Raw genomic sequence first — 21132 nt, forward strand, 5'->3', positions numbered from 1 at the left:
GAGCTTCTGTTTTAACAGAAGCTCTTTTAATCTTATTCAGTAATTTCAAATCCAGCTAGCTTTAGATGTTTCCAATAAGGAGGATAAGATTTATTTACTACATCTGGTTCTTCAATACCGATATTTCCTAATAAAGAAAGAGGCGCAAAAGCCATAGCCATTCGATGGTCTTCGTATGTATCAAACACAACTCCTTCCACTTTTAAATTATTAGGTATTATTTCGATTCCTTTATCACCATCAACTACAACTTCCACATTTATTTTAGCCAATTCATTTTGGATGGCTGCAATTCTATCAGTTTCCTTTATGCGTAAACTTTCAAGGCCAGTCATTTTAGCTTTAATACCCTTAGCTGCGCAAATAACAGCAATTGTTTGAGCAAGGTCTGGGCAATGCGTAAAGTCGAAATTAAATTCTTTAATAGGAGTAGTTTTTCTCAAAATCACACCTTCTTCATCAAAAGTACTGCTCACACCTAATTGTGACATGATCTCGACAATTGCTTTATCTCCTTGTAATGAGTTATTTCTTAACCCTAATAATTTTATTTCAGCATCTTTGGCTAAAGCGACTATGCTGTACCAATAACTTGCTCCAGACCAATCAGATTCAATAGAATAATGATTGCTTTGATAGCTTTGAGGCTCAATACTAATATTTGCCCCCTGCCAAGTATATTTAATTCCAAAGTGTTCGAGTAGTTGGAGTGTCATCAAAATATATGGTTTTGATGTTACTTCTCCTTCTAGGTTTAGCGATATACCTAAAAGTAGTTTAGGTGCAATCATTAACAATGCTGAAATGTATTGGCTACTGACATTTCCAGCAATGTTTACTTCTTTATTTTTTTGCTCAAAAGATTTAATATAGATCGGTGGATAACCTTCATTTTTCTTGTATTCAATCTCAGCACCTAATATTCTTAATGCATCAACTAATATTTTTATAGGTCTTTCTTGCATTCTGGCAGTACCAGTAAGCACTGTTTCACGATTATTAGCCACACAATAGGCAGTTAAAAAACGCATAGTTGTACCCGCATCTAAAACATCAAGCTCTAACTCGTTTGATTGTAGCAAACGCTTCATTGTTTGGCTATCTCTTGCTTCAGAAATGTTATCTAGCGTAATTTTATCACCTGCTAAGGCTTGAATAATAAGCGCACGATTACATTCACTTTTTGAAGCTGTAAGTGGAATTTGTGCGTTTATTTTCTCTCCTGAGTGAGAGAGTGTTATGCTATGATTAGTCAATGTATTAAGATTAAATATTTACGTAATTAAATTGTTCTTCAAAACTTTCTATTTCAAAGATATCAACAAAGTGTTTTAAAATATTTTTTTCAACTTCTTGTAAATCTACTTTTCTATTGAGTTCTTTTTGAATAGATGTTACCGCTTTATCTGTAATACCGCATGGATTCATGTTATTAAAATAATTCAAGTCAGTATTAACATTTAGCGCAAAACCGTGCATAGTAACCCATCGACTCATTTTCACACCCATTGCACATATTTTACGCGGATTTTCCATCTTTTCATAATCTATCCAAACACCTGTAAGCTTTTCGATCCTGCCAGCTCTTATATCATAATCTGCCAAGGTTTTTATAATTACCTCTTCCAAATTTCTCATATAAAGGTGAATGTCAGTAATAAAATGATCTAAATCTAAAATTGGATAACCTACAACTTGTCCAGGTCCATGGTAAGTAATATCACCACCCCTGTTTATTTTGAAATATTCAATTCCATTCTGTTTTAGGTTATCTTCATTAAGAAATAAATTATTTTTATCACCACTTTTTCCTAGTGTGTAAACATGGTTATGCTCACAGAAAAGGAAATAATTATTTGTAGTTTCTTGTGGTAGACCTGCTATTTCTTTTCTTCTGTTTTCGAGTTTGGTTTCTACTGTATCTGTAAAAACTTTGGTTTGATAATCCCAAGCTTCTTTGTAAGATATGCGTCCAAGATTCTCAAAGTATAATTTCTTGTTCTTTTCCATACAACTCCATTATTATCTACAAAGCTAACATCTTTTTAAATATTAAATGTTTCAAAGACAGCGATGTGAAGAAATGAATAAGGGTTTTTAAGAGAATACGCTGTTAGACTCATTTAATTAATATTAGGAATACTCTAGAATTCAATTATATTAATTATTAAAGATAATATTGTATTATTTAAAGTAATTATTAACTGATTTTAAATTAAAAATGCATTAGTCTATATTCTTTTATCTATTGGGTAAATTTGAAAAAATAAAACTTAAAAAAATAAAGCTAAGAAATTATGGTGATTGGAAAAGATAAGGTTGTGGGGTTGACATATGAACTTAGAGCTGACGAAGAAGGCGGTCAGCTAATCCAAAAAGTTGATGAATCTTCTCCTTTTTATTTCCTTTTTGGTCATAATAACGTGATTAAAGGGTTTGAAACAAACCTTGAAGGAAAAAACGTTGGAGACGATTTTGGTTTTAAAATACCAAGTGATGAAGCATACGGACCTGTAAGACAGGAAGCTATAGTTCAATTATCTAAAAAAGTGTTTAATTTTCCTGATGAGCAGAAAGCAGCAGAAATGCTAACTGTAGGAAACACACTTGCATTACAAGACCAGAATGGAAATCCATTAGACGGAGTTGTACTTGCTGTTGATGATGAGAATGTAAAAATGGATTTTAACCATCCGTTGGCTGGTGTAAATTTATTTTTTAAAGGTGAGATCTTAGAAATAAGAGAGGCTAGTGAAGATGAAAAAGATCATGGACATGCACATGGACCAGGCGGACATCAACATTAATTTATAATAAAAGTATTAAATTTTAAGCTCGGTTTTAACCGGGCTTTTTTTATATCAAATTATATTTGAAGCAGTAAGTTTAATTAGTAAATTTTCGAGACTGTGACTTCTGAAGAATTTGAAAAGCTTTTTAAAGCGCATTATAATTATCTTTGTAATCTGGCAAATAAAATAATTAATGATAAAGATGCTTCAGAAGATATAGTTCAAGATGTATTTTCTAAATTTTGGTTAAAAAGAAACCAGCTCCACTCATTAGATTCACCACGATCTTACCTTTCTAAATCAGTAATTAATTTTTCCATCAATTATTCAGAAAAGAAGAAAATGATCATTAGAAACCAAGCTGAATATTCGGTTAATAATGACTCCATTGATGAAGAATCTACACAAAATACTATTGCTAATCTTAGAATGGCTGTTGATAAACTTCCTGATAAATGCAAAGTAATTTTTACTCTAAGTCGATTTGAAGGATTGTCTAATGCCGAGATAGCAAATTATCTAGATATTTCTGTGAAAACTGTTGAAAATCAGATGGGTATAGCTATTAAAAAACTGCGAGAATCTTTGAAAAATAACATTAAACTGATGATGTTTTTGCTGATTCCTCATGATTTAATAGAAATTATTAAAAATTTTAGTATTTCGAGTTATAAGCAATATAAACGTATTATATAAAATGGCTTTACAAGCTATTATAATCCGTTTTTTCAGCATTTTTTTGTATCTTGCGGCTTGGATTTTTTGAGGATTATTCAAATAAAAAAATGGCAGAAGGAGGAAAGATAACCCCGATTAATATCGAGGATGAAATGAAAATCGCCTACATCGATTATTCGATGTCGGTAATTATCTCAAGGGCTTTACCAGATGTTAGAGACGGATTAAAACCTGTTCACAGAAGGGTACTTTATGGTATGGCCGATTTGGGAGTTTATTACAACAGGTCTTATAAAAAGTCAGCTAGAATTGTTGGGGAGGTGCTAGGTAAATATCACCCACATGGTGATGCTTCGGTATACGACTCTATGGTTCGTATGGCACAGACTTGGTCTTTAAGAATGCCTTTAGTCGACGGGCAAGGTAACTACGGTTCGATAGAAGGTGATCCACCTGCAGCAATGCGTTATACGGAGGCCAGATTAAAAGAGATTGCTGGTGAAATGCTATCTGATATCAAAAAAGATACAGTTAATTTCCAAGCGAACTTCGATGACAGTTTACAAGAGCCTGTAGTACTGCCTGCAAAAATTCCTAACTTGTTAGTTAATGGTACTTCAGGTATTGCAGTTGGTATGGCTACCAATATGGCTCCTCATAACTTAGGTGAGGTAATCGACGGTATAATTACTTATATAGATAATAGAGATATTACCATTCCAGAATTGATGGAGTATATTAAAGCTCCTGATTTCCCAACTGGCGGTATTATCTATGGTTACGATGGTGTAAAGCAAGCTTTTGAAACTGGACGTGGAAGAATTGTAATGCGTGCAGTAACAGAAATAGAAGAAGCTCCATCTGGTAAAACACAAATAGTTGTTACAGAAATACCTTATATGGTTAACCTTTCTGTGCTATTGGAAAAAACTGCTTCAATAGTTAATGAAAAGAAAATTGAAGGTATTACTGCTGTTAAAAACTTTAGTGATAAAAAAGGTATACGTATCGTATATGAGCTCAAGAAAGATGCTATTCCTGATGTAGTACTCAATAACCTCTTTAAGCACACTCCACTTCAAACAACTTTTAATGTTAACAATGTGGCCCTTGTAAAAGGTAGACCGCAAACGCTTAACTTAAAAGACCTTATCTACCATTATGTAGAGCACAGGCACGAGGTTGTAATAAGAAGAACTGAATACGATCTTAATGAAGCTAGAAAACGCTTACATATTTTAGAAGGTTTATTAATTGCTTTAGACCATCTAGATGAAGTTATAGCTTTAATTAGGAAGTCTGTTGATCCAGAAGAAGCAAAACAAGGTTTGATCTCGCAGTTTGAATTGAGTGAAATTCAGGCAAGAGCAATTCTTGATATGAGGTTACAGCGATTAACAGGACTTGAAAGAGATAAAATTCAAAATGAGCATCAAGAAGTTACCAAATTAGTTACTGAGCTAGAAGCAATTCTTGCTAGCGAAGAATTAAGAATGGGAATTATTAAGGATGAGCTTACTGAGTTAAAAGATAAATATGCAGATCCTCGTCGCTCAAGTATTGAAGTAAACGCTGATAATCTTGAGGATGAAGATATGATTCCTAATGAAGAAATGGTATTGACTATTTCTAATGAAGGATATATTAAAAGAACTAATTTGAAGGAATATAGAATCCAAGCTAGAGGTGGTATGGGTTCTCGTGGTGTAGCAACTAAAGATGATGATTACACTGCACATATGTTTGTTGCTTCAAATCATAATTACTTACTAATATTTACCAAGCATGGTAAAGTATATTGGTTAAAAGTTTACAAGGTTCCAGAAGGTAGCAAAATCTCTAAAGGAAGGCCAATTCAGAACCTTATTCAAATTGAAAAGGAAGACAGCGTAAGAGCAGTAATTAATGTAAAAACGCTTAATGATGAGGATTATATTAATAATAATTACCTCATTATGTCAACAACTAATGGTATTATTAAGAAAACGCCATTAGAAGCATATTCAAGACCAAGGCAAAGTGGTATTACTGCAATTACTGTGAGAGACGGAGATGATTTATTAGATGTAATGCTAACAGATGGAAACTGTGAGGTTTTCCTTGGCTTACAATCTGGTAGAGCTATTAGATTCCACGAAACTGAAGTAAGACCAATGGGTAGAACTGCTTCAGGGGTAAGAGGTATTACTCCTTTGCATGATAAAGACTACGTAATTGGAATGGTTTGTATCGAAGATATTCAAACATCATCTTTACTTGTTATTTCTGAAAATGGTTATGGCAAGCGTTCTAACATTGAAGATTACAGAAAGACTGGTAGAGGAGGTAAAGGTGTTAAAACTTTAAATATAACTCCTAAAACTGGTGGTCTTGTAGCTATTAAAAGTGTTCAGGATACAGATGGTTTAATGATTGTTACCAAAAATGGAATTACAATCAGAATGAGCATGGATGCTTTAAGAATTATGGGTAGAACAACTCAGGGTGTTAAAGTTATCAGAGTTGCTGATAGTGATGCTATTTCATCTGTAGCAAAAATCGAGTATATAGAGGAAGTAGAAGCAGAGATTATAGATGAAGAGAATGGAGAAAATAATAATCCTAATACTGACTCTGATGATACTACTCCAGATGTAGATAATACAAGTGATAACGGACAAGAATAGTCTGATATCTAATTTACTAAAAAAGGCTTTCAGAATTTCCTGAAAGCCTTTTTTATTTATGTCTTAAAAAAGAAGCCTGACAAAAATGATTTTCGAATTATGGTTGTTCATTCATATTTACTATCATATCAGGATAAGGTTAAAAAGTTAGTATTATTAAGCTATAAATTGAATATGCCTCTAGCTCTCAGGCTTTGAAAATCAAATAAATATCAGTGCTTCTTTATATTTAATATTCTTTTTTGTGAAGTGTAAGTTAGGTTTTTATTTTGATAAACCCTTACTTTTTATTAAAGTTTTTCACTTCTTAAAAGACTTTTTTTAATTCCTTTTCTAAAGGAGTAATATTCAATGCTTTTTCAATACCACTAGCAAAGTTTTCTACCATAACTTCAATTGTGTATAGCTCAGATGCTACAGTACAACCCTCTATTAGTGTACTTTGTAAGTTGTTATTAGTAAAAATGCTAAGTACGTTATCAACATAGCTTTCTAAGTTATTTTCAGTAATTAAACCATTTGTGCCATGTTGTAAATACTCAATTTCAGGACTGTGATACTCATAATCTGTAGTAACCATAGGGGTTTGAGTATTGAATGCATCAAGTACTGCTAGACCAACTAAACCTGGCATTAAAAACACATCACTTAACCTGAAGTATACAGCTTTTTCTTTACCTCTCTTGGGACCTACGTAGTGCATCCAATCTCTATTCTCAGCAGCTTCTTTTACTATTTCTTGATCAATTCCCGCACCAATAAAAATCATAGTAAAGTCATCTACCTTTTCACGTATCTTGTCACAAGCCTCAATAAGAAAAGGTAATCTTTTTTCGGGGTACATACCTCCACAGTATATACCTACATGATTAGAATTAATATTTAAAGACTCTTTTAAAGCTAACAATTCCTCTGGAGTTACATCATTGTATTGGTTTTGTAACTCTGTAGCATCAATAGCATTTTGAACAATAGTTACTTGTTCTTCAGGAAAGCCATTTTCTTTAAGGTATTCTTTAACAGAAGCGGTGTAAGCAAACCACCAATCGCATTTATTCTGAAAAAATTTCTTATATATATTTCCCAATGCTTTGCCTTCTGCTTGCATGTTTTTACCATGCCCCCAATAGGCAAACTTTTGAGAAGAAAAGTTTCTTTTTATATTTAATAAGTAGTTGACTAATAGCTTATTAGCTTGCTCTGCAATTACCAAATCATAACCTGGTAAATCGTTTAGTACAGGTTGCCAATAAACTTCCTTTCCTGCAATATTAAAAATTTTATTATTTCTACTTTTTGCCCAAGGAATATCAACTTTATCTTTTTTTAATAATTCTTCTTTGCTTCCATTTCCATATATAAGATCAAGCTCAATATTGTTCTCACTTAACCTGTTTTTTAGTTTGTTAAAAAAGGCAACTCTATATACAGGAAGGACTTTTTGAAGAATTAATACTTTTTTCATCTCAAAAAATTAATAGCTTATGCTTTACATTTACTGAACTTTTTCTTTTACAAGAGCTTCTAATTTCGGTATATCAACAGTAACATGCACTTTTTGTGCATCACCTCCATTATCTGCAAATGCACTAGACTTACATAGTTGATATGCATAGTCTATACCAACTTTAGTGGCTAGATCAACATAGGTTGTTAAAATGTAAACATCTGGATAAAGCTCGATAAAATGACTGTCTGTACTACAAAACATGATATTAGTTAAACCTGCTCCATGCACAGACACAACAACTTTAGCTTTTGCAAAAAGACTTACTTTCTCAATGAAAGATAGGTTTCTAAGTTCATAAAACTTGAAACCATATTTAGAAAGCATTTCTTCAACCTCAGCTTCGTTTAATACATTTCTAATTCCAGAATCACTCCTTTTAATATAAATATAAGGTGCATCAAAGTCATTAAGAAATTCCGGCTTTAAATATTCATCTCTATGAAACTCACAAACCCAAGATGGTATAATTACAGAAGTATCTCTTGGAGCTGTTGAGGCAATTAATTTTTTAGCTTGTATGTGAGGAACTTTATCTCCTTCAATAATTTTATCTCTGGTTATTCCAAGTAGTTTTAAAGCATCTTCTTGGAAGTCGTATCTGATACTTGGAACTAAAAACTTGTCAACCTCATCAAACTTCCCGCTCTTTTTTAAGAGATGAATTCTTGAAAGACTATCTATTAAATAGTGAGCATAATTACTAGCACCGCCGCCACCATTTAGCATAGCGAATACGGTACAATCAAAGTGCTCAGGCTCAGGGAAGAACTTTTGTTGGAAAACGTTATTTTGATCTGCTGGAACAACATCTCCATTTTTATAGCTGAATGATGCTTCTCCAACTATCTTATTCTCTTTTGAAATAACAGCCACTGTAGCTACATTCCCAGCAAATACACGTCCTTCATCCAGTTCGATAATATTATAATCTGTTGTTACAGATTTATAATCAGGTTTATCATAATCTGAAAGAATATCAAAAAGCCCATCTTCTATTTTAAGCGGATTTTCGTAGGCAGTGTAAATATTTTGAAACCTTACACACTCATTACTTACTCCTTCAGGATGAACACCAATAGGCTTGTAATGATATCTGTAAGGAATAGTTCTTTCGAGTGTTAGTTTTACTCTATTACTTATCTTACTTTTTAGTTTCTTCATATACAAGCTCTGCGGGCTGTTTATTAGGTGAAAATAAGTGTTTTATAAAAAGATAGATGAAAAAGGAATTAGTAACTAGATATCTTTTCCAAAGTCTTCCCGGTTCTAAATAAAATCTATAAACCCACTCAAGAGAAAGATTTCTTGCCCATTTAGGTAGTCGTTTTTCAACACCCGCATAGGTTCTAAAAGCTTGACCAACACCTAACATACAAGCATTTATCTTACCCATATGTGCTGCCATCCACATTTCTTGCTTTGGACAGCCCAATGCAACAAATAACAAATCTGGGTTTGTGGCTTGTATCATATCTATGATATCATTTTCTTCTTCTTCACTTAGTTTTCTAAATGGTGGAGAGAAGGTGCCTGCTATTCTCAAATTAGGAAATTCTTTAGCAGCTTTTTCCTTAATTATTTCAAGAAGATCATCAGTTGTGCCAAAGAAATATACAGATTTATTGCGTTTTTCAGCCTCATCTAATAATACAGGTAGTAAATCCATACCAGGAACACGAACCTGTTTAATTCCATGATAAACTTTTACAGCTTTGGATACTGGACCACCATCTGGTGCAGCAAGGTCGGCATTATTTAGTATTTTATTGAATTCGGGGCTCTTATAAGATTCAACCATCATGTGTGCATTTGCAAAGCACACATAAGATGATTCTTTTGTTTCACTAAGTTCAAATATCTTGTCTGTAAATTCCTGGAAGGTACCTGTTGAAATAAGGGAATTAAAAACTAATTTTTTTTTCATGTGACAGGTAAGTAATGCGTGTTTAGTTTGTATAAAGAAAGTTAAAAAAATGGAACACTTCTTTATTGAAGTGTTCTCTCAATAATATTAGACCAGTCTAGTTCACTGTATACAGACTCGATTCCATCTTTTAGAGAAATACTGTATTTCCAACCAACAGATTCTAATTTGCTAACGTCCATTAATTTTCTTGGAGTACCATCTGGTTTAGAAGAGTCAAATTTTAATTCACCTTTAAACTCAGTGATTTCTTTAATAGTTTCTGCTAGTTCTCTAATAGTTACATCAACTCCAGTACCTACATTTACAAGCTCGCTCTCATTGTAGTTTAGCATTAGATAGTAACAAGCATCTGCTAAATCGTCTACATGTAAAAACTCTCTTTTAGGTGTACCAGATCCCCAAACTTCAACAAAAGGCTTATTGTCAAGTTTAGCTTCATGAAACTTTCTTAAAAGTGCAGGTAAAACATGAGAATTTTGTAGGTCATAATTATCGTTAGGACCGTATAAGTTAGTTGGCATAGCAGAAATAAAGTTACAACCGTACTGGCTTCTGTATGCTTCACACATTTTAATACCTGCAATTTTAGCTATTGCATAAGGCTCATTGGTAGGCTCTAAAGTACCTGTTAAAAGATATTCTTCTTTTAATGGTTGTGGAGCCATTTTAGGATAAATACAAGATGAACCTAAAAAAAGAAGTTTTTTTACTTTGTTTAAATAACTCTGATGAATAATGTTATTCTGAATCATCAGGTTATCATAAAGAAATTCACCTCTATAAATGTTATTTGCATTAATCCCTCCAACTTTAGCAGCTGCAAGAATTACATAATCAGGTTTTTCTTCAGCAAAAAAATCAGCTACAGCATTTTGGTTTCTCAGGTCTAATTCAGAAGATGTACGGAGTGCAAAATTATGGAAGCCCTCTTGTTCGAGCTTCCTTTTTATTGCAGAGCCTACCATACCTCTGTGACCAGCGATATATATTTTGGCGTCTTTATTCATATTTTATTCGTGGTAGTTAAGAACTTTGTGTCCTCCTTTTTTCAAATATTTATCTCTGTTAAATAATTTTACATCAGACCAGATCATATCTTTCACTAGGGCAGGAAGGTCATACTTAGGAGTCCAACCTAATTTTTCTTTCATTTTAGTAGGATCTCCAATAAGTAGTTCAACCTCTGTAGGTCTAAAGTATCTAGGATCAACAGCGATAATTTCTTTTCCAACTTCAAGCTGATATTCAGGATTAGTACATTTTACTACTGAACCAACTTCTTCAACTCCTTCGCCTTTGAATTCAAGCTCGATTCCAAGCTCACCAAATGCCATTTTAACAAAGTCTCTAATAGTTGTAGTAACACCAGTAGCAATTACGAAATCTTCAGGAGTATCATGCTGAAGAATTCTCCACATACCTTCTACATAATCTTTTGCATGTCCCCAGTCTCTTTTTGCATCAAGGTTACCTAAGAAGATTTTTTCTTGTAAGCCTAATGCAATTCTAGCAGCACCTCTAGTAATTTTTCTAGTAACAAATGTTTCACCTCTTAATGGAGATTCGTGGTTAAACAAAATTCCATTAACTGCATACATATTATATGCTTCACGATAGTTTACTGTAATCCAATAACCGTAAAGTTTAGCAACTGCATACGGAGAACGAGGGTAGAAAGGAGTGTTTTCTGATTGAGGAACTTGTTGTACTAAACCGTACAGTTCTGATGTAGAAGCTTGATAAATTTTTGTTTTTTCTGTAAGACCTAAAATTCTTACAGCTTCTAATATACGTAAAGTGCCAATACCATCTACATTAGCTGTATATTCAGGGCTGTCAAAGCTTACCTTTACATGAGACATTGCCCCTAAGTTGTATATTTCATCAGGTTGAACTTCTTGTACGATTCTAATAATGTTGGTAGAATCAGATAGGTCACCATAATGAAGTACGAAATTGACATCTGTTTCATGAGGATCCATATACAAATGATCAATTCTCTCGGTATTAAATAATGAACTACGGCGCTTGATACCATGTACCTCATAGCCTTTACTAATTAGGAACTCTGCTAAGTAGGCTCCGTCTTGTCCAGTAATACCGGTAATTAGTGCTTTCTTTTTCATGAATTGGAAACTTTACTTTAGTTATTAATTTTTACAAGTTAATAGAAATAATTGTACATCTTAATACTCTGTTAACATTCGTTCGATAACCTTCAAGAGTATTTAGATTTTGTTAATAAGCATTTTCTTCTCCTTTGAAAATGTTGAATACAGTTTGAAAAATGATCTTTATATCTAACAACAGACTCCAGTTTTCGATATATTTCACATCGTATTCAACCCTTTTTTCCATAAGTTCAAGCTCTTTAGTCTCTCCACGGAAACCATTTACTTGAGCATATCCGGTAATTCCCGGAGTAACAAAATGTCTTACAGTATATTTATCTATTAATTTAGAGTAGGTTTTCAACTGATTTACCATGTTAGGTCTTGGCCCAACTACAGACATATCACCCATTAATACGTTGAAAAACTGTGGTAATTCGTCTAAGCTGGTTTTACGTAGAAATGCTCCAATTTTGGTTATTCTTGAGTCATTTTTTGTAGCTTGAACATGCCCAACATTATTAACTTTCATTGTTCTGAACTTATAACATTCAAACAATTGATTTTTCTTACCTGGGCGTAACTGCTTGAAGAATATAGGACCTTTAGATTCCATTATAATTGCAATTGCAATAATTGGGAAAATGAAAGGGAAAATACAGCTAATTACAAAAAATGCGAAGGCTATATCAAATGCACGTTTTACGATTTTATTAAATGTATTGCCCAAAGGATCTTTTCTAATCGTCATTACAGGAATTGAATCATAGAAAATAAAGTTTAATTCTTTATGACCAATTAGTTTAAATTCAGGAACCATTTTAAAATAGATGCATTGCTCATCTGAGAACTTATGCAAATCCTGAATTAATAATTTGTTATCGTGGAGTGAAAGCGTAAAATAAATTTCATCTATGTTTTCTTGCTCACAGAACTCTTTGAGTTTATTTAAATCGCCTTTTAATAAAGCTTCATCTACAAGTCCAGAGGTAGGGTTATTGTCGAAAAAACCCATGAATTTGTATCCAAAATATTTATAAGTGTTGAAGTAATCATACAACGCTTTACCAGACTCTTCTGCTCCTACTATAATAACTTTCTTAGATTTTAAACCAAGGTTTCCAAAGTTTTTGATGATGTAAAGGAAGCTAAACCTAAATGCAATTGTTAGTAACAATGCAAAACCATAGGTATACATCAAGAATAGTCTTGAATAATCAAACACTTGGAAACTTACAATGTAAGCTAAGATGAAGAAAGCATGAATAAAGAAAGATTTAATTAGGTTGAAAATGATGTAGCCATCATCTGCAAAGCGTTCTATTTTATCTATCTTGTTGATGAACGCCACTACTAACCATGCTAAATTAAAAACACCTAATAGAGTGAAGTAATAATCACTAATTACTAAATGATGACTAATATGCTTAAAATAAGCTAGTCTGAATGATACGTTTAGTAAAATAAGTTCAATAACTGCGATTACAAATACGGGAAAATTTACTGATTGGAATTTTTTTTCCATAATCTTAGCTAAAAGTTAAATTTTTATTCCTTTCTTACAGTGTGTTTTATTGTTTTTAACTGCAAAAAGTAAACCTAAGAATATAAAATAAAGATAAGATGCTGGTAATTATTTCTTGAGCTTGACTTGCTGCTAATTTATTTTGTAAAGCTATTCGAATTGACACTTAAATTCAATTCGTCGTGATCAATAAAGGTTAATTTTAACTTAATAAAAGTTAACCGATCTTTATAGCTCCTCATTTTTCATTTAAAAAATCACATTTACTTTCTCGGAATGACGACAATTAATAGTTATTAATGTCGCAAAAAATTACATGGCTCAAGCTGATTTAATATTAAAAAATTGGAATATAACACTAATGTTGGATTATTAGAGTAAATAGAGTGCTATAGGCTAGTTTATTAATATTCTAATTTAATTATTTCATCTTACATTTAAAATTAATTCTTTTTCAAATTTATAGAATAATTGTGCAACTATTCTATAAACAGGTTGTCTCTGATAATATCAGATTAAATTTCAAAAAAAGATATTATGTCTAGAGTAAAATTTTTATTATCCTTCAGTTTCCTATTATTTTCTTATGCATTGATTTTTGCTCAAAATGTTACTGAAAAAACATTTAACAATGTTTCTGAAGTGAATGTTTTAGGGAAATTTATGACTGTTACTATAAATGGTGAAGATCGTAATAACATAGAAGTAAAAACAGATTTAAACGATAGAGCTACAGAGTATTACAAAGTTGACTTAAAACAGTCAGGCGATAAGTTACTTATAGAAGTAATTGCACTACATCAAAAGAATAACTGGGGTGATATTAAGGGCGAAATTCATATTAAAGCTCCTAAAAATATTGAGTTAGACGTAACTAATTCTTCTGGGAGTGTAGATGTGAAATATATTAATTCAGAAAACTTTAGTTTACGGGCTTCATCAGGTTCATTAAATTTGGATAATATAAGTGCCAAAAATGTTAAGTTAAGAACTGCATCAGGTAATATTCATACAAATGACATTAAAGGGAGTAATGTTGATATTGTAAGTAGTTCTGGCTCTCAGAGGCTAGAAAGTATAGAAGGAAACCTTCAATCTGTAGCATCTTCAGGTTCAATAAATTTAAGTAAGTTTAAAGGTGAGATATCATTAAAGTCTTCTTCTGGAAGAATTAGTGGTGACGAGATTACCTTAATAAATTCTGGAAAATTTAGGTCTAGCTCTGGTTCAATTCATATCGAACTTACAAATAAGCAAAGTGATTTAAGCTTTAATTGTAATTCGAGTTCAGGTGGAATTAGAATTGGTAATGAGAGAGGTGGTAAAAAAATTATTTTGAGAGAGGGAGATATTCAAATTGAAGCGATTAGTTCTTCAGGAAGTCAAAATTTTTCATTTGTACAATAATTAAGGATATTCTGTAATTTTGCGGCATGTTGCCTCAAAGAATTTATTTAGTAGGAATGCCAGCGAGTGGTAAATCTACTTTAGGGAAAAAACTTGCCGAAGAATTGTCTTATCAATTTATTGATTTAGACTATCGCTTAGAAGAGAAAGAAAATAAATCTATTCCAGAGATTTTTCAAGAATTTGGAGAAGATCACTTTAGAATACTTGAAAAAAAAGTTTTACTGGAATCATTAGACGATAAATCTGTCATTGCAACAGGGGGTGGTGCTCCCTGTTTTTTTGATAATATGGAGTTTATCTTAAAAAATGGAGTTGCTATTTTTTTAAATACCCCAGTCCATGTTTTAGCAGAAAGAGCATTAATGGCAGCAGGTAGCAGGCCACTGTTAAAAGATTTTGAAGGAGAAAAATTAATTGAGGAGTTGAATGCTAAATTCAATAGTAGAATAAAGTTTTATACTCAGTCACATTTCACTTTTGCCCCACATGAAAGTGATATTTCATCATTAATAAGTTTGTTAAAAGAATTTAAGCAAGAAGAATAACTGCAGATTTGAAACTTTGCTTTTTTTAAATGAGTTTCCAATGCATTTACTTTGCATAAAGTTGATATTGGAAGAATTAGAGTATGCTATATCCCATAAATTTAGAAGTTAAGATAGGTTTTGATAAAATAAGAGATTTACTGAAAGAGCGCTGTAGTGGTAGTGTTGGTATGTCTTATGTTGAGAAAATGAGGTTTAGCGATCGCTACGATCTTATTTGTAAGTTGGGTGCTCAAACTCGCGAGATGTCAAAGCTATTGGGAATGGGTGGTGATTTTCCTAGAGGTAATTATATAGATATACATCCAATTCTTAAAAAAGCATCTATAAAAGGCACATTTTTATTTGAAGAAGAACTGTATGATCTAAGAAAAGGATTATTCACCTTACAAAGATGTCTTGTTTTTTTAGATAGTGATGAAGAAGATTCTTTCCCAGAACTTCAAAAAATTAGGAGTCAGGTAGAATTTGATGCTAGAATTATTACAGAAATAGATGCTGTAATTGACGAAAAAGGACACATTAGAAATAATGCTAGTCCTCAACTAGCTAAAATTAGGAGTAAAAAACTCTCAGAAGAAGAAAACGCAAGAAAAAGGCTTAGCCAAGTTTTGCAAGAATTAAAAAAACAAGGTATAGCCAAAGAAGCTGCAAACGCAACAATTCGTGAAGGTAGAATGGTAGTGCCAATAGCAGCTGAATATAAAAGAAAAATTAAAGGTTTTGTACACGATACTTCTTCTTCAGGACAAACTGTATTTATTGAACCCGAAGCTGTATTAGAGATTAATAATAATATAAGGGAGCTCGAATTTGCAGAAAGACAGGAGATTATTAAAATCCTAACAGTTATTACTACAAAAGTACACCCTTTGGTTGAGCCTCTATCCAAAGCCAATCTGTTTTTGGGCATGATTGATTTTATTAAAGCCAAAGCTGAGTTTAGTGGAGAGATTGATGCTTGTATTCCTGTTTGCAAAGACGAGCCATTAATGGAATGGTATCATGCATATCATCCATTATTAAAATATACTTATCAGCAGCAGGGGAGAAAGGTAATTCCTCAAAAAGTTAAATTAGATAGTGATACCCGAATCTTAGTAATATCAGGCCCCAATGCAGGTGGTAAGTCAGTTACGCTAAAAACGGTGGCACTTATTCAATATATGTTTCAGTGTGGTTTGCCAATTCCAGTTTCTGAAGCTTCTACTATGGGAGTGTTTAAGAATATATGTATGGATATTGGTGATGAACAGTCACTAGAAGATGATTTGAGTACATATAGCTCTCATCTTACCAATATGAAAAACTTTCTGAAATATTCTAATAGTAGAACAATCTGCTTAATAGATGAATTTGGATCAGGAACAGAGCCACAATTAGGTGCTGCTATTGCCGAAGCAATTCTCGAAGAGCTAAACAAAAAGAAAACTTTAGGAATAATTACTACCCACTATGCTAACCTGAAATATTATGCAGATAGAACAGAAGGTGTAATTAATGGTGCAATGCGCTATGATGTTGATAACTTAAAGCCTTTGTATCAACTCGATATGGGCCAGCCAGGAAGTTCTTTTGCTTTAGAAATTGCTACTAATATTGGTTTACCTAACAAGGTAATTGATAAAGCAAGAAAGAAAGTAGGTACTAAAAAAGTCAATATAGAAAAGTTATTGAATCAACTTGAGCAGGAGAAAAAAGAGCTACAAGAAAAAAGATATTCAGTTGAAAAGCTCGAATCTGAGTTAAAAGACTCAAAAGAAAAATACCTTAAGCTTAAAGAATACCATGAGCAGAATAAGCGACACCTTTTGAATGAGGCCAAACAAGAGGCAAACAGGTTGTTGCAAGATGCCAATAGAAGAATAGAAAATACAATTAAGGCAATTAAAGAAAATAAAGCTGAGAAAAACATTACAAAAGCTGTTAGAAAGGATTTCGATGCTTTTCACACTAAACTAAAAGAAACCACAGAGTCTGTTCAAACTAAGCCTGTTGAGCAAGAAAAGCCAGAAGTGAAGATAATTGGGGGTAAAATAGATGTTGGGGATTTAGTGCAAATTCAAGGGCAAGATGCGATAGGTGAGGTGCTTGCCATTAGTGGCAAAGATGCTACTGTTGCAATAGGTGATCTTAAAACTAAGATCAAATTAAAACGCCTAGAAAAAATTAGTAGAACGCAGAAGAAGAAGAGAGAAAGTGGTTTTAATGTGACAAGTGCCCAAAGTAGCATTAACAGAGCAATGACTCAGTTTAAATCAAAAATAGATTTGAGAGGTAAGCGTGTTGAAGAAGTAATGCCTTTACTAGACGATTTTATGGATAATGCTATTATGATTAACCATAAACATCTGACGGTTGTACATGGAAAGGGAGATGGAATACTACGCCAGTTTATTAGAGATTACTTGAGGAATATAAAAGAAATAAAATCAATGGAAGATGAACATGCTGATAGAGGAGGCCCTGGAGTAACATTGATAACCTTAAAGTAATCCAGATGCCTTATTAAGTATTAAGAGTATTGCTTAAAATCTACAGCAGCTTCAAAAACAGTTTTTACAAAATTGCTTTTGCTATCTTGTGTCTTTTCCTGAATCGGGAATGATACCTTTTTCTTTTGAATTGAATTATCTGTATTGAAGTTTCCTCTGTTTAAAGAAATCATGAAACTCAAAACGGCTAACAAGAGCACATATACAAAAACTGAGTTTCTTTTATATTTCATGAAATTTTCTAATCTATTCAGCATTTCTTCTTTCTTTAAGGTTCATTAACACGATTATCAAACCTTAAACCATAAAAAATATTTCTTTGTATATCAGTAAGTTATGTATGGTTTTATAAATTTATTGAAACAAAAAAATGTGCATTATCGTACACGTTTGTCCCCAATGTGTTCATTTCTCTACAATATCCCCTTAAGTTCAAGTAGTTTTTTAATCTCATAAAGCGCTGTATGGTCTTGTTTCTTTCCAACCGGGTTGTAGTAGATACTGTCCATGCCAGCTTGGTAAGCGCCTAAAATGTCTGTTTTTAAATTATCACCTATCATAATAGATTGCTCTAATTCTGCTTTGGAGTGGCTTAAAGCAAAGTCGAAAATCTCTTTGTGAGGTTTGGTTTTTCCTGTACTTTCTGATGTAATTATACATTTAAAATAGTCTCTTATACCAGAGTTAGTTAATTTAATCTCTTGTACATCTTCAAAACCATTAGTAAGAATATGTAAATCATACCTTTCTGCAAGGTAATCTAATACTTCAATAGCATCTTCTATTAAATAAGGTTTACAAGGACATATCTCTAGATATTCTTTACCTATATTGTTAGGAAGGTGTATAAGATCAATATTAAGCTCGTTAAAAATGATTTTAAATCTTTCGTCTCTTATTCCTTTTTTAGTAATTTTCCCCAAATGGTACAAATACCACAGTTTATTATTTACTTTCTTAAAAGTTTGAATAAAATCTATATGGGCTTTTTTTGTAATAAGATGCAATTGATATTTTTCGATCAGTTCGTAAACAGTTTCTTCCGAACACCGGTCAAAATCCCATAGAGTATGATCTAAATCAAAAAAAATATGCAGATACTTTTTCATCTATTATTTAATAAAAAGTTGAAAGTATAGTTTTAGAGCGTAAAATTGGAAAGAGATATAAGAAGTTTTTTTTAATAAAAGTTTAACTTTCCTTTTGCATATGCAAGAAAGATATGGTTATTCATTAAATTTTACCTAATTTTGCCATCCAAAAATTCGAAGCTTACTGTGCTTTTAAAGGTTGATAATTTTTGAGGCAGTATGAATCAAATTAAAAAATAATTTTAAAAAATATGTCAATAATAAACTCCATACGCAACAAGTCAGGTTTGCTTCTGATAGTGATAGGTGTTGCCATGCTGGCATTTATCCTGGGAGACCTTTTTTCAAGAAACTTCCTATCTCAGGGTAATGAGAGAATTGTAGGTGAAATTGCCGGTGATGAAATTCCTTTCGAAGAATTTTCTAGGGAATTTGATGAATTCAGACAAAACTATGAAATGAATATTGGCAGAGCTCTCACTGAGCAGGAGTTGCCAGGTATTCGTCAACAAGCATGGAATCAGTTAGTATTTAAAAAAGCCTATTTCAAAGAATTTGAAAAATTAGGACTAGAAGTTACTGATGAAGAAATGATCGATATGATTCAAGGTAATAATATTGATGCTTCATGGGCTAGCTTATTTACTAATCCTGAAACTGGAGAAATTGACAGAAACAATATAAGAAGTTTCTTACAAAACATCGAGAGTGTGCCTCCACAAAGCCAAGCATTTTATATCAATTTCGAAAGAAACTTAAGACCTAACCGCTTAAGAGCGAAATATGAGAACATGCTAGCAGAAACTTATTACGCTACAGATGCAGAAGCTAAAAAAGAGTATGAAGCACAAAACTCTAAAGCAGATGTAAGATATGCTTATGTACCATATTCAACTATTGCAGATTCTGCTGTAAGTGTTTCTGAAAGCGAAATGCGTGATTATTATAATAATCATAAAAAAGAGTTTGATAGCGAAGCTACTATTTCATTAGAATATGTAACATTCCCTATTACGCCTTCTGATATAGATATTGAAGAAATTAAAGAAGAGTTAGAAGATTTAAAAACTCCGTTTGCTAATACTCAAAACGACACAGCATTTACCGCTGCTAACTCTGAAACAAATAATAACTTTATTGTAGCGAAGCCTAATAACTTGCCTCAAGGCCTTAACATTGGCGATTTTGAAAAAGGTAAAGTATTCGGTCCAGTTAAAGATGGTGATTTCTACAAATTATATAAAGTGTTAGATATCACAGATGACTCTGTTGCTTATGCAAAAGCAAGACACATCCTTATAAAAGCAACTGACGAAAACAGAGCAGATGCAAAAGCAAAAGCTACTAAGATTTTAAATGACATTAAAGGTGGAGCAGATTTCGCTCAAATGGCTGCTGCTAATGGAGAAGATGGCACAAAATCTAGAGGTGGTGATCTTGGCTGGTTCGACGAGAACACAATGGTAGAGCCATTTAGCAAAGCCGTAATGAATGCAAAATCTACTGGTTTACTTCCTAACCTTGTAGAAACTGAATTTGGTTACCATATTATAGGTGTTACTCATACTAAAGTTTATGATAACTATACATTAGCTGTAATCGAAAAAGAAATTGCTGCAAGCGACGATACTCGTTCTGAAGTTTACAGAAGAACTGGTGCTTTTGCTGTTGACAGAACTAAAGAAAACTTTATTAGTGCTTCTGAGGCTGATTCTTCTTTAATTCGTTACCAAGCATTAAACATCAACAAAAACTCAAGATCGATCAATAATATTTACGATCCGGGTGTGAGAACTATTATTACTTGGGCTTTTAGAGAAGCTGAAGTTGGTGATGTATCTGAAACTTTAGAGTTAGAAGATCAATTTGTAATTGCACTTCTTACAGAAAAAACTGAAGATGGTGTTTCTTCATTCGAAAGTGTGAAAAATAGCATTGAGCAAAAATTAGCTAAAGAGAAGAAAAAAGAGCAGATTTTAGCTAAAATGAAAGGATTGTCTGGTACTTTAGATCAAATAAAAGACGGATATGGAAGTGGTGCTACTATTGGTCAGGCAACTGCTATTTCTTTAAATACAACATCTTTACCATCAGTAGGATTTGCACCTAAAGCAATAGGTGAAATTTTCAAACTGGAAACAGGGCAAACTTCTGAGCCAATTGCTGACGAAAATGGTGTTTTAGTTGTAGAAATAGACCAAATGGATAAAGCATCAGAAATTGCTGAGTATTCTTTATACAAAAATCAGATTGAGAGCAAATATGGCAATATCAATCAGGTAAGTGCTAAAATCGCTCAGGCAATGAATGAATTTGCAGAAGTAGAAAACGAGATATATAAATACTATTAATTTAATATATCATCTAAAAATTATAATATTA

Annotated in this window: 17 protein-coding genes; 7 read left to right on the plus strand and 10 right to left on the minus strand. The window is 32.5% G+C overall.

What is annotated here, in order from left to right:
* Nucleotides 1-32 precede the first annotated feature (32 nt).
* A complete protein-coding gene (locus OQ292_RS12785) occupies nucleotides 33-1256 on the minus strand; it encodes a 3-phosphoshikimate 1-carboxyvinyltransferase (RefSeq protein WP_284682524.1) in 1224 nt (407 codons plus the stop codon).
* A gap of 10 nt (nucleotides 1257-1266) precedes the next feature.
* On the minus strand, nucleotides 1267-2010 hold the full coding sequence (gene lipB, locus OQ292_RS12790; protein ID WP_284682525.1) for a lipoyl(octanoyl) transferase LipB: 744 nt from the start codon (nucleotides 2008-2010) through the stop codon (nucleotides 1267-1269).
* A 287-nt stretch (nucleotides 2011-2297) separates the two neighbouring features.
* Here lipB and OQ292_RS12795 point away from each other — a divergent pair, with 287 nt between their 5' ends.
* The 3 genes from OQ292_RS12795 to gyrA all read left to right on the plus strand — a co-directional run bounded on the left by OQ292_RS12795 (nucleotide 2298) and on the right by gyrA (nucleotide 6136).
* Complete coding sequence (locus tag OQ292_RS12795; protein WP_284682526.1) at nucleotides 2298-2807, plus strand: FKBP-type peptidyl-prolyl cis-trans isomerase; 510 nt, start codon at nucleotides 2298-2300, stop codon at nucleotides 2805-2807.
* Nucleotides 2808-2909: 102 nt separating this feature from the next.
* On the plus strand, nucleotides 2910-3488 hold the full coding sequence (locus OQ292_RS12800; RefSeq protein ID WP_284682527.1) for an RNA polymerase sigma-70 factor: 579 nt from the start codon (nucleotides 2910-2912) through the stop codon (nucleotides 3486-3488).
* Nucleotides 3489-3577: 89 nt separating this feature from the next.
* On the plus strand, nucleotides 3578-6136 hold the full coding sequence (gene gyrA / locus OQ292_RS12805; RefSeq protein WP_284682528.1) for a DNA gyrase subunit A: 2559 nt from the start codon (nucleotides 3578-3580) through the stop codon (nucleotides 6134-6136).
* Between the two features lie 307 nt (nucleotides 6137-6443).
* On the opposite strand, the gene OQ292_RS12810 is transcribed toward gyrA, so the two are convergent.
* The 6 genes from OQ292_RS12810 to OQ292_RS12835 form a co-directional block, all read right to left on the minus strand.
* A complete protein-coding gene (locus tag OQ292_RS12810; RefSeq protein ID WP_284682529.1) occupies nucleotides 6444-7601 on the minus strand; it encodes a glycosyltransferase family 4 protein in 1158 nt (385 codons plus the stop codon).
* Between the two features lie 30 nt (nucleotides 7602-7631).
* Nucleotides 7632-8807 carry a glycosyltransferase family 61 protein gene (locus OQ292_RS12815; RefSeq protein WP_284682530.1) on the minus strand — a complete coding sequence of 392 codons (1176 nt, stop codon included), beginning with the start codon at nucleotides 8805-8807 and terminating at the stop codon, nucleotides 7632-7634.
* Nucleotides 8788-9570: a WecB/TagA/CpsF family glycosyltransferase gene (locus OQ292_RS12820; RefSeq protein WP_284682531.1), complete on the minus strand. Its 783-nt coding sequence runs from the start codon at nucleotides 9568-9570 to the stop codon at nucleotides 8788-8790. Before OQ292_RS12820 ends, OQ292_RS12815 begins: the two co-directional genes overlap by 20 nt.
* 62 nt (nucleotides 9571-9632) lie before the next feature.
* Complete coding sequence (gene fcl, locus OQ292_RS12825; RefSeq protein WP_284682532.1) at nucleotides 9633-10580, minus strand: GDP-L-fucose synthase; 948 nt, start codon at nucleotides 10578-10580, stop codon at nucleotides 9633-9635.
* A gap of 3 nt (nucleotides 10581-10583) precedes the next feature.
* The gene (gene gmd / locus OQ292_RS12830) at nucleotides 10584-11699 is read right to left on the minus strand and encodes a GDP-mannose 4,6-dehydratase (protein WP_284682533.1); all 1116 of its coding nucleotides are present in this window, start codon (nucleotides 11697-11699) and stop codon (nucleotides 10584-10586) included.
* Nucleotides 11700-11811: 112 nt separating this feature from the next.
* Nucleotides 11812-13209, minus strand: coding sequence for an undecaprenyl-phosphate glucose phosphotransferase (locus OQ292_RS12835; protein ID WP_284682534.1), 1398 nt, complete (start codon nucleotides 13207-13209; stop codon nucleotides 11812-11814).
* A gap of 537 nt (nucleotides 13210-13746) precedes the next feature.
* Between OQ292_RS12835 and OQ292_RS12840 the strand changes: the two genes are divergently transcribed.
* From OQ292_RS12840 to OQ292_RS12850, 3 genes are all read left to right on the plus strand, one after another.
* The gene (locus OQ292_RS12840) at nucleotides 13747-14616 is read left to right on the plus strand and encodes a DUF4097 family beta strand repeat-containing protein (RefSeq protein ID WP_284682535.1); all 870 of its coding nucleotides are present in this window, start codon (nucleotides 13747-13749) and stop codon (nucleotides 14614-14616) included.
* A 26-nt stretch (nucleotides 14617-14642) separates the two neighbouring features.
* Nucleotides 14643-15164 carry a shikimate kinase gene (locus tag OQ292_RS12845; RefSeq protein ID WP_284682536.1) on the plus strand — a complete coding sequence of 174 codons (522 nt, stop codon included), beginning with the start codon at nucleotides 14643-14645 and terminating at the stop codon, nucleotides 15162-15164.
* A gap of 83 nt (nucleotides 15165-15247) precedes the next feature.
* Complete coding sequence (locus OQ292_RS12850; protein WP_284682537.1) at nucleotides 15248-17659, plus strand: endonuclease MutS2; 2412 nt, start codon at nucleotides 15248-15250, stop codon at nucleotides 17657-17659.
* A 20-nt stretch (nucleotides 17660-17679) separates the two neighbouring features.
* Here the strand turns inward: OQ292_RS12850 and OQ292_RS12855 are convergent, their stop codons facing one another.
* Nucleotides 17680-17892 (minus strand): hypothetical protein, encoded by a 213-nt coding sequence (locus tag OQ292_RS12855; RefSeq protein WP_284682538.1) that lies wholly within the window; start codon nucleotides 17890-17892, stop codon nucleotides 17680-17682.
* Between the two features lie 180 nt (nucleotides 17893-18072).
* Nucleotides 18073-18768 (minus strand): YjjG family noncanonical pyrimidine nucleotidase, encoded by a 696-nt coding sequence (locus OQ292_RS12860; RefSeq protein ID WP_284682539.1) that lies wholly within the window; start codon nucleotides 18766-18768, stop codon nucleotides 18073-18075.
* A 233-nt stretch (nucleotides 18769-19001) separates the two neighbouring features.
* On the opposite strand from OQ292_RS12860, the gene OQ292_RS12865 reads away from it, so the two are divergent.
* The gene (locus OQ292_RS12865; RefSeq protein ID WP_284682540.1) at nucleotides 19002-21101 is read left to right on the plus strand and encodes a peptidylprolyl isomerase; all 2100 of its coding nucleotides are present in this window, start codon (nucleotides 19002-19004) and stop codon (nucleotides 21099-21101) included.
* Nucleotides 21102-21132: the final 31 nt, after the last annotated feature.

The sequence above is a fragment of the Chondrinema litorale genome, assembly GCF_026250525.1.
Taxonomy (GTDB): domain Bacteria; phylum Bacteroidota; class Bacteroidia; order Cytophagales; family Flammeovirgaceae; genus Chondrinema; species Chondrinema litorale.

Excerpts from the sequence above, each read along its gene's own strand:
- OQ292_RS12835 (WP_284682534.1), bottom strand. The coding sequence starts at position 13,209 with ATGGAAAAAAAATTCCAATCAGTAAATTTTCCCGTATTTGTAATCGCA.
- OQ292_RS12850 (WP_284682537.1), top strand. The coding sequence starts at position 15,248 with ATGCTATATCCCATAAATTTAGAAGTTAAGATAGGTTTTGATAAAATA.
- fcl (WP_284682532.1), bottom strand. The coding sequence starts at position 10,580 with ATGAATAAAGACGCCAAAATATATATCGCTGGTCACAGAGGTATGGTA.
- lipB (WP_284682525.1), bottom strand. The coding sequence starts at position 2,010 with ATGGAAAAGAACAAGAAATTATACTTTGAGAATCTTGGACGCATATCT.
- OQ292_RS12855 (WP_284682538.1), bottom strand. The coding sequence starts at position 17,892 with ATGAAATATAAAAGAAACTCAGTTTTTGTATATGTGCTCTTGTTAGCC.
- gmd (WP_284682533.1), bottom strand. The coding sequence starts at position 11,699 with ATGAAAAAGAAAGCACTAATTACCGGTATTACTGGACAAGACGGAGCC.
- OQ292_RS12845 (WP_284682536.1), top strand. The coding sequence starts at position 14,643 with ATGTTGCCTCAAAGAATTTATTTAGTAGGAATGCCAGCGAGTGGTAAA.
- OQ292_RS12865 (WP_284682540.1), top strand. The coding sequence starts at position 19,002 with ATGTCAATAATAAACTCCATACGCAACAAGTCAGGTTTGCTTCTGATA.
- OQ292_RS12860 (WP_284682539.1), bottom strand. The coding sequence starts at position 18,768 with ATGAAAAAGTATCTGCATATTTTTTTTGATTTAGATCATACTCTATGG.
- gyrA (WP_284682528.1), top strand. The coding sequence starts at position 3,578 with ATGGCAGAAGGAGGAAAGATAACCCCGATTAATATCGAGGATGAAATG.
- OQ292_RS12795 (WP_284682526.1), top strand. The coding sequence starts at position 2,298 with ATGGTGATTGGAAAAGATAAGGTTGTGGGGTTGACATATGAACTTAGA.
- OQ292_RS12815 (WP_284682530.1), bottom strand. The coding sequence starts at position 8,807 with ATGAAGAAACTAAAAAGTAAGATAAGTAATAGAGTAAAACTAACACTC.
- OQ292_RS12840 (WP_284682535.1), top strand. The coding sequence starts at position 13,747 with ATGTCTAGAGTAAAATTTTTATTATCCTTCAGTTTCCTATTATTTTCT.
- OQ292_RS12820 (WP_284682531.1), bottom strand. The coding sequence starts at position 9,570 with ATGAAAAAAAAATTAGTTTTTAATTCCCTTATTTCAACAGGTACCTTC.
- OQ292_RS12810 (WP_284682529.1), bottom strand. The coding sequence starts at position 7,601 with ATGAAAAAAGTATTAATTCTTCAAAAAGTCCTTCCTGTATATAGAGTT.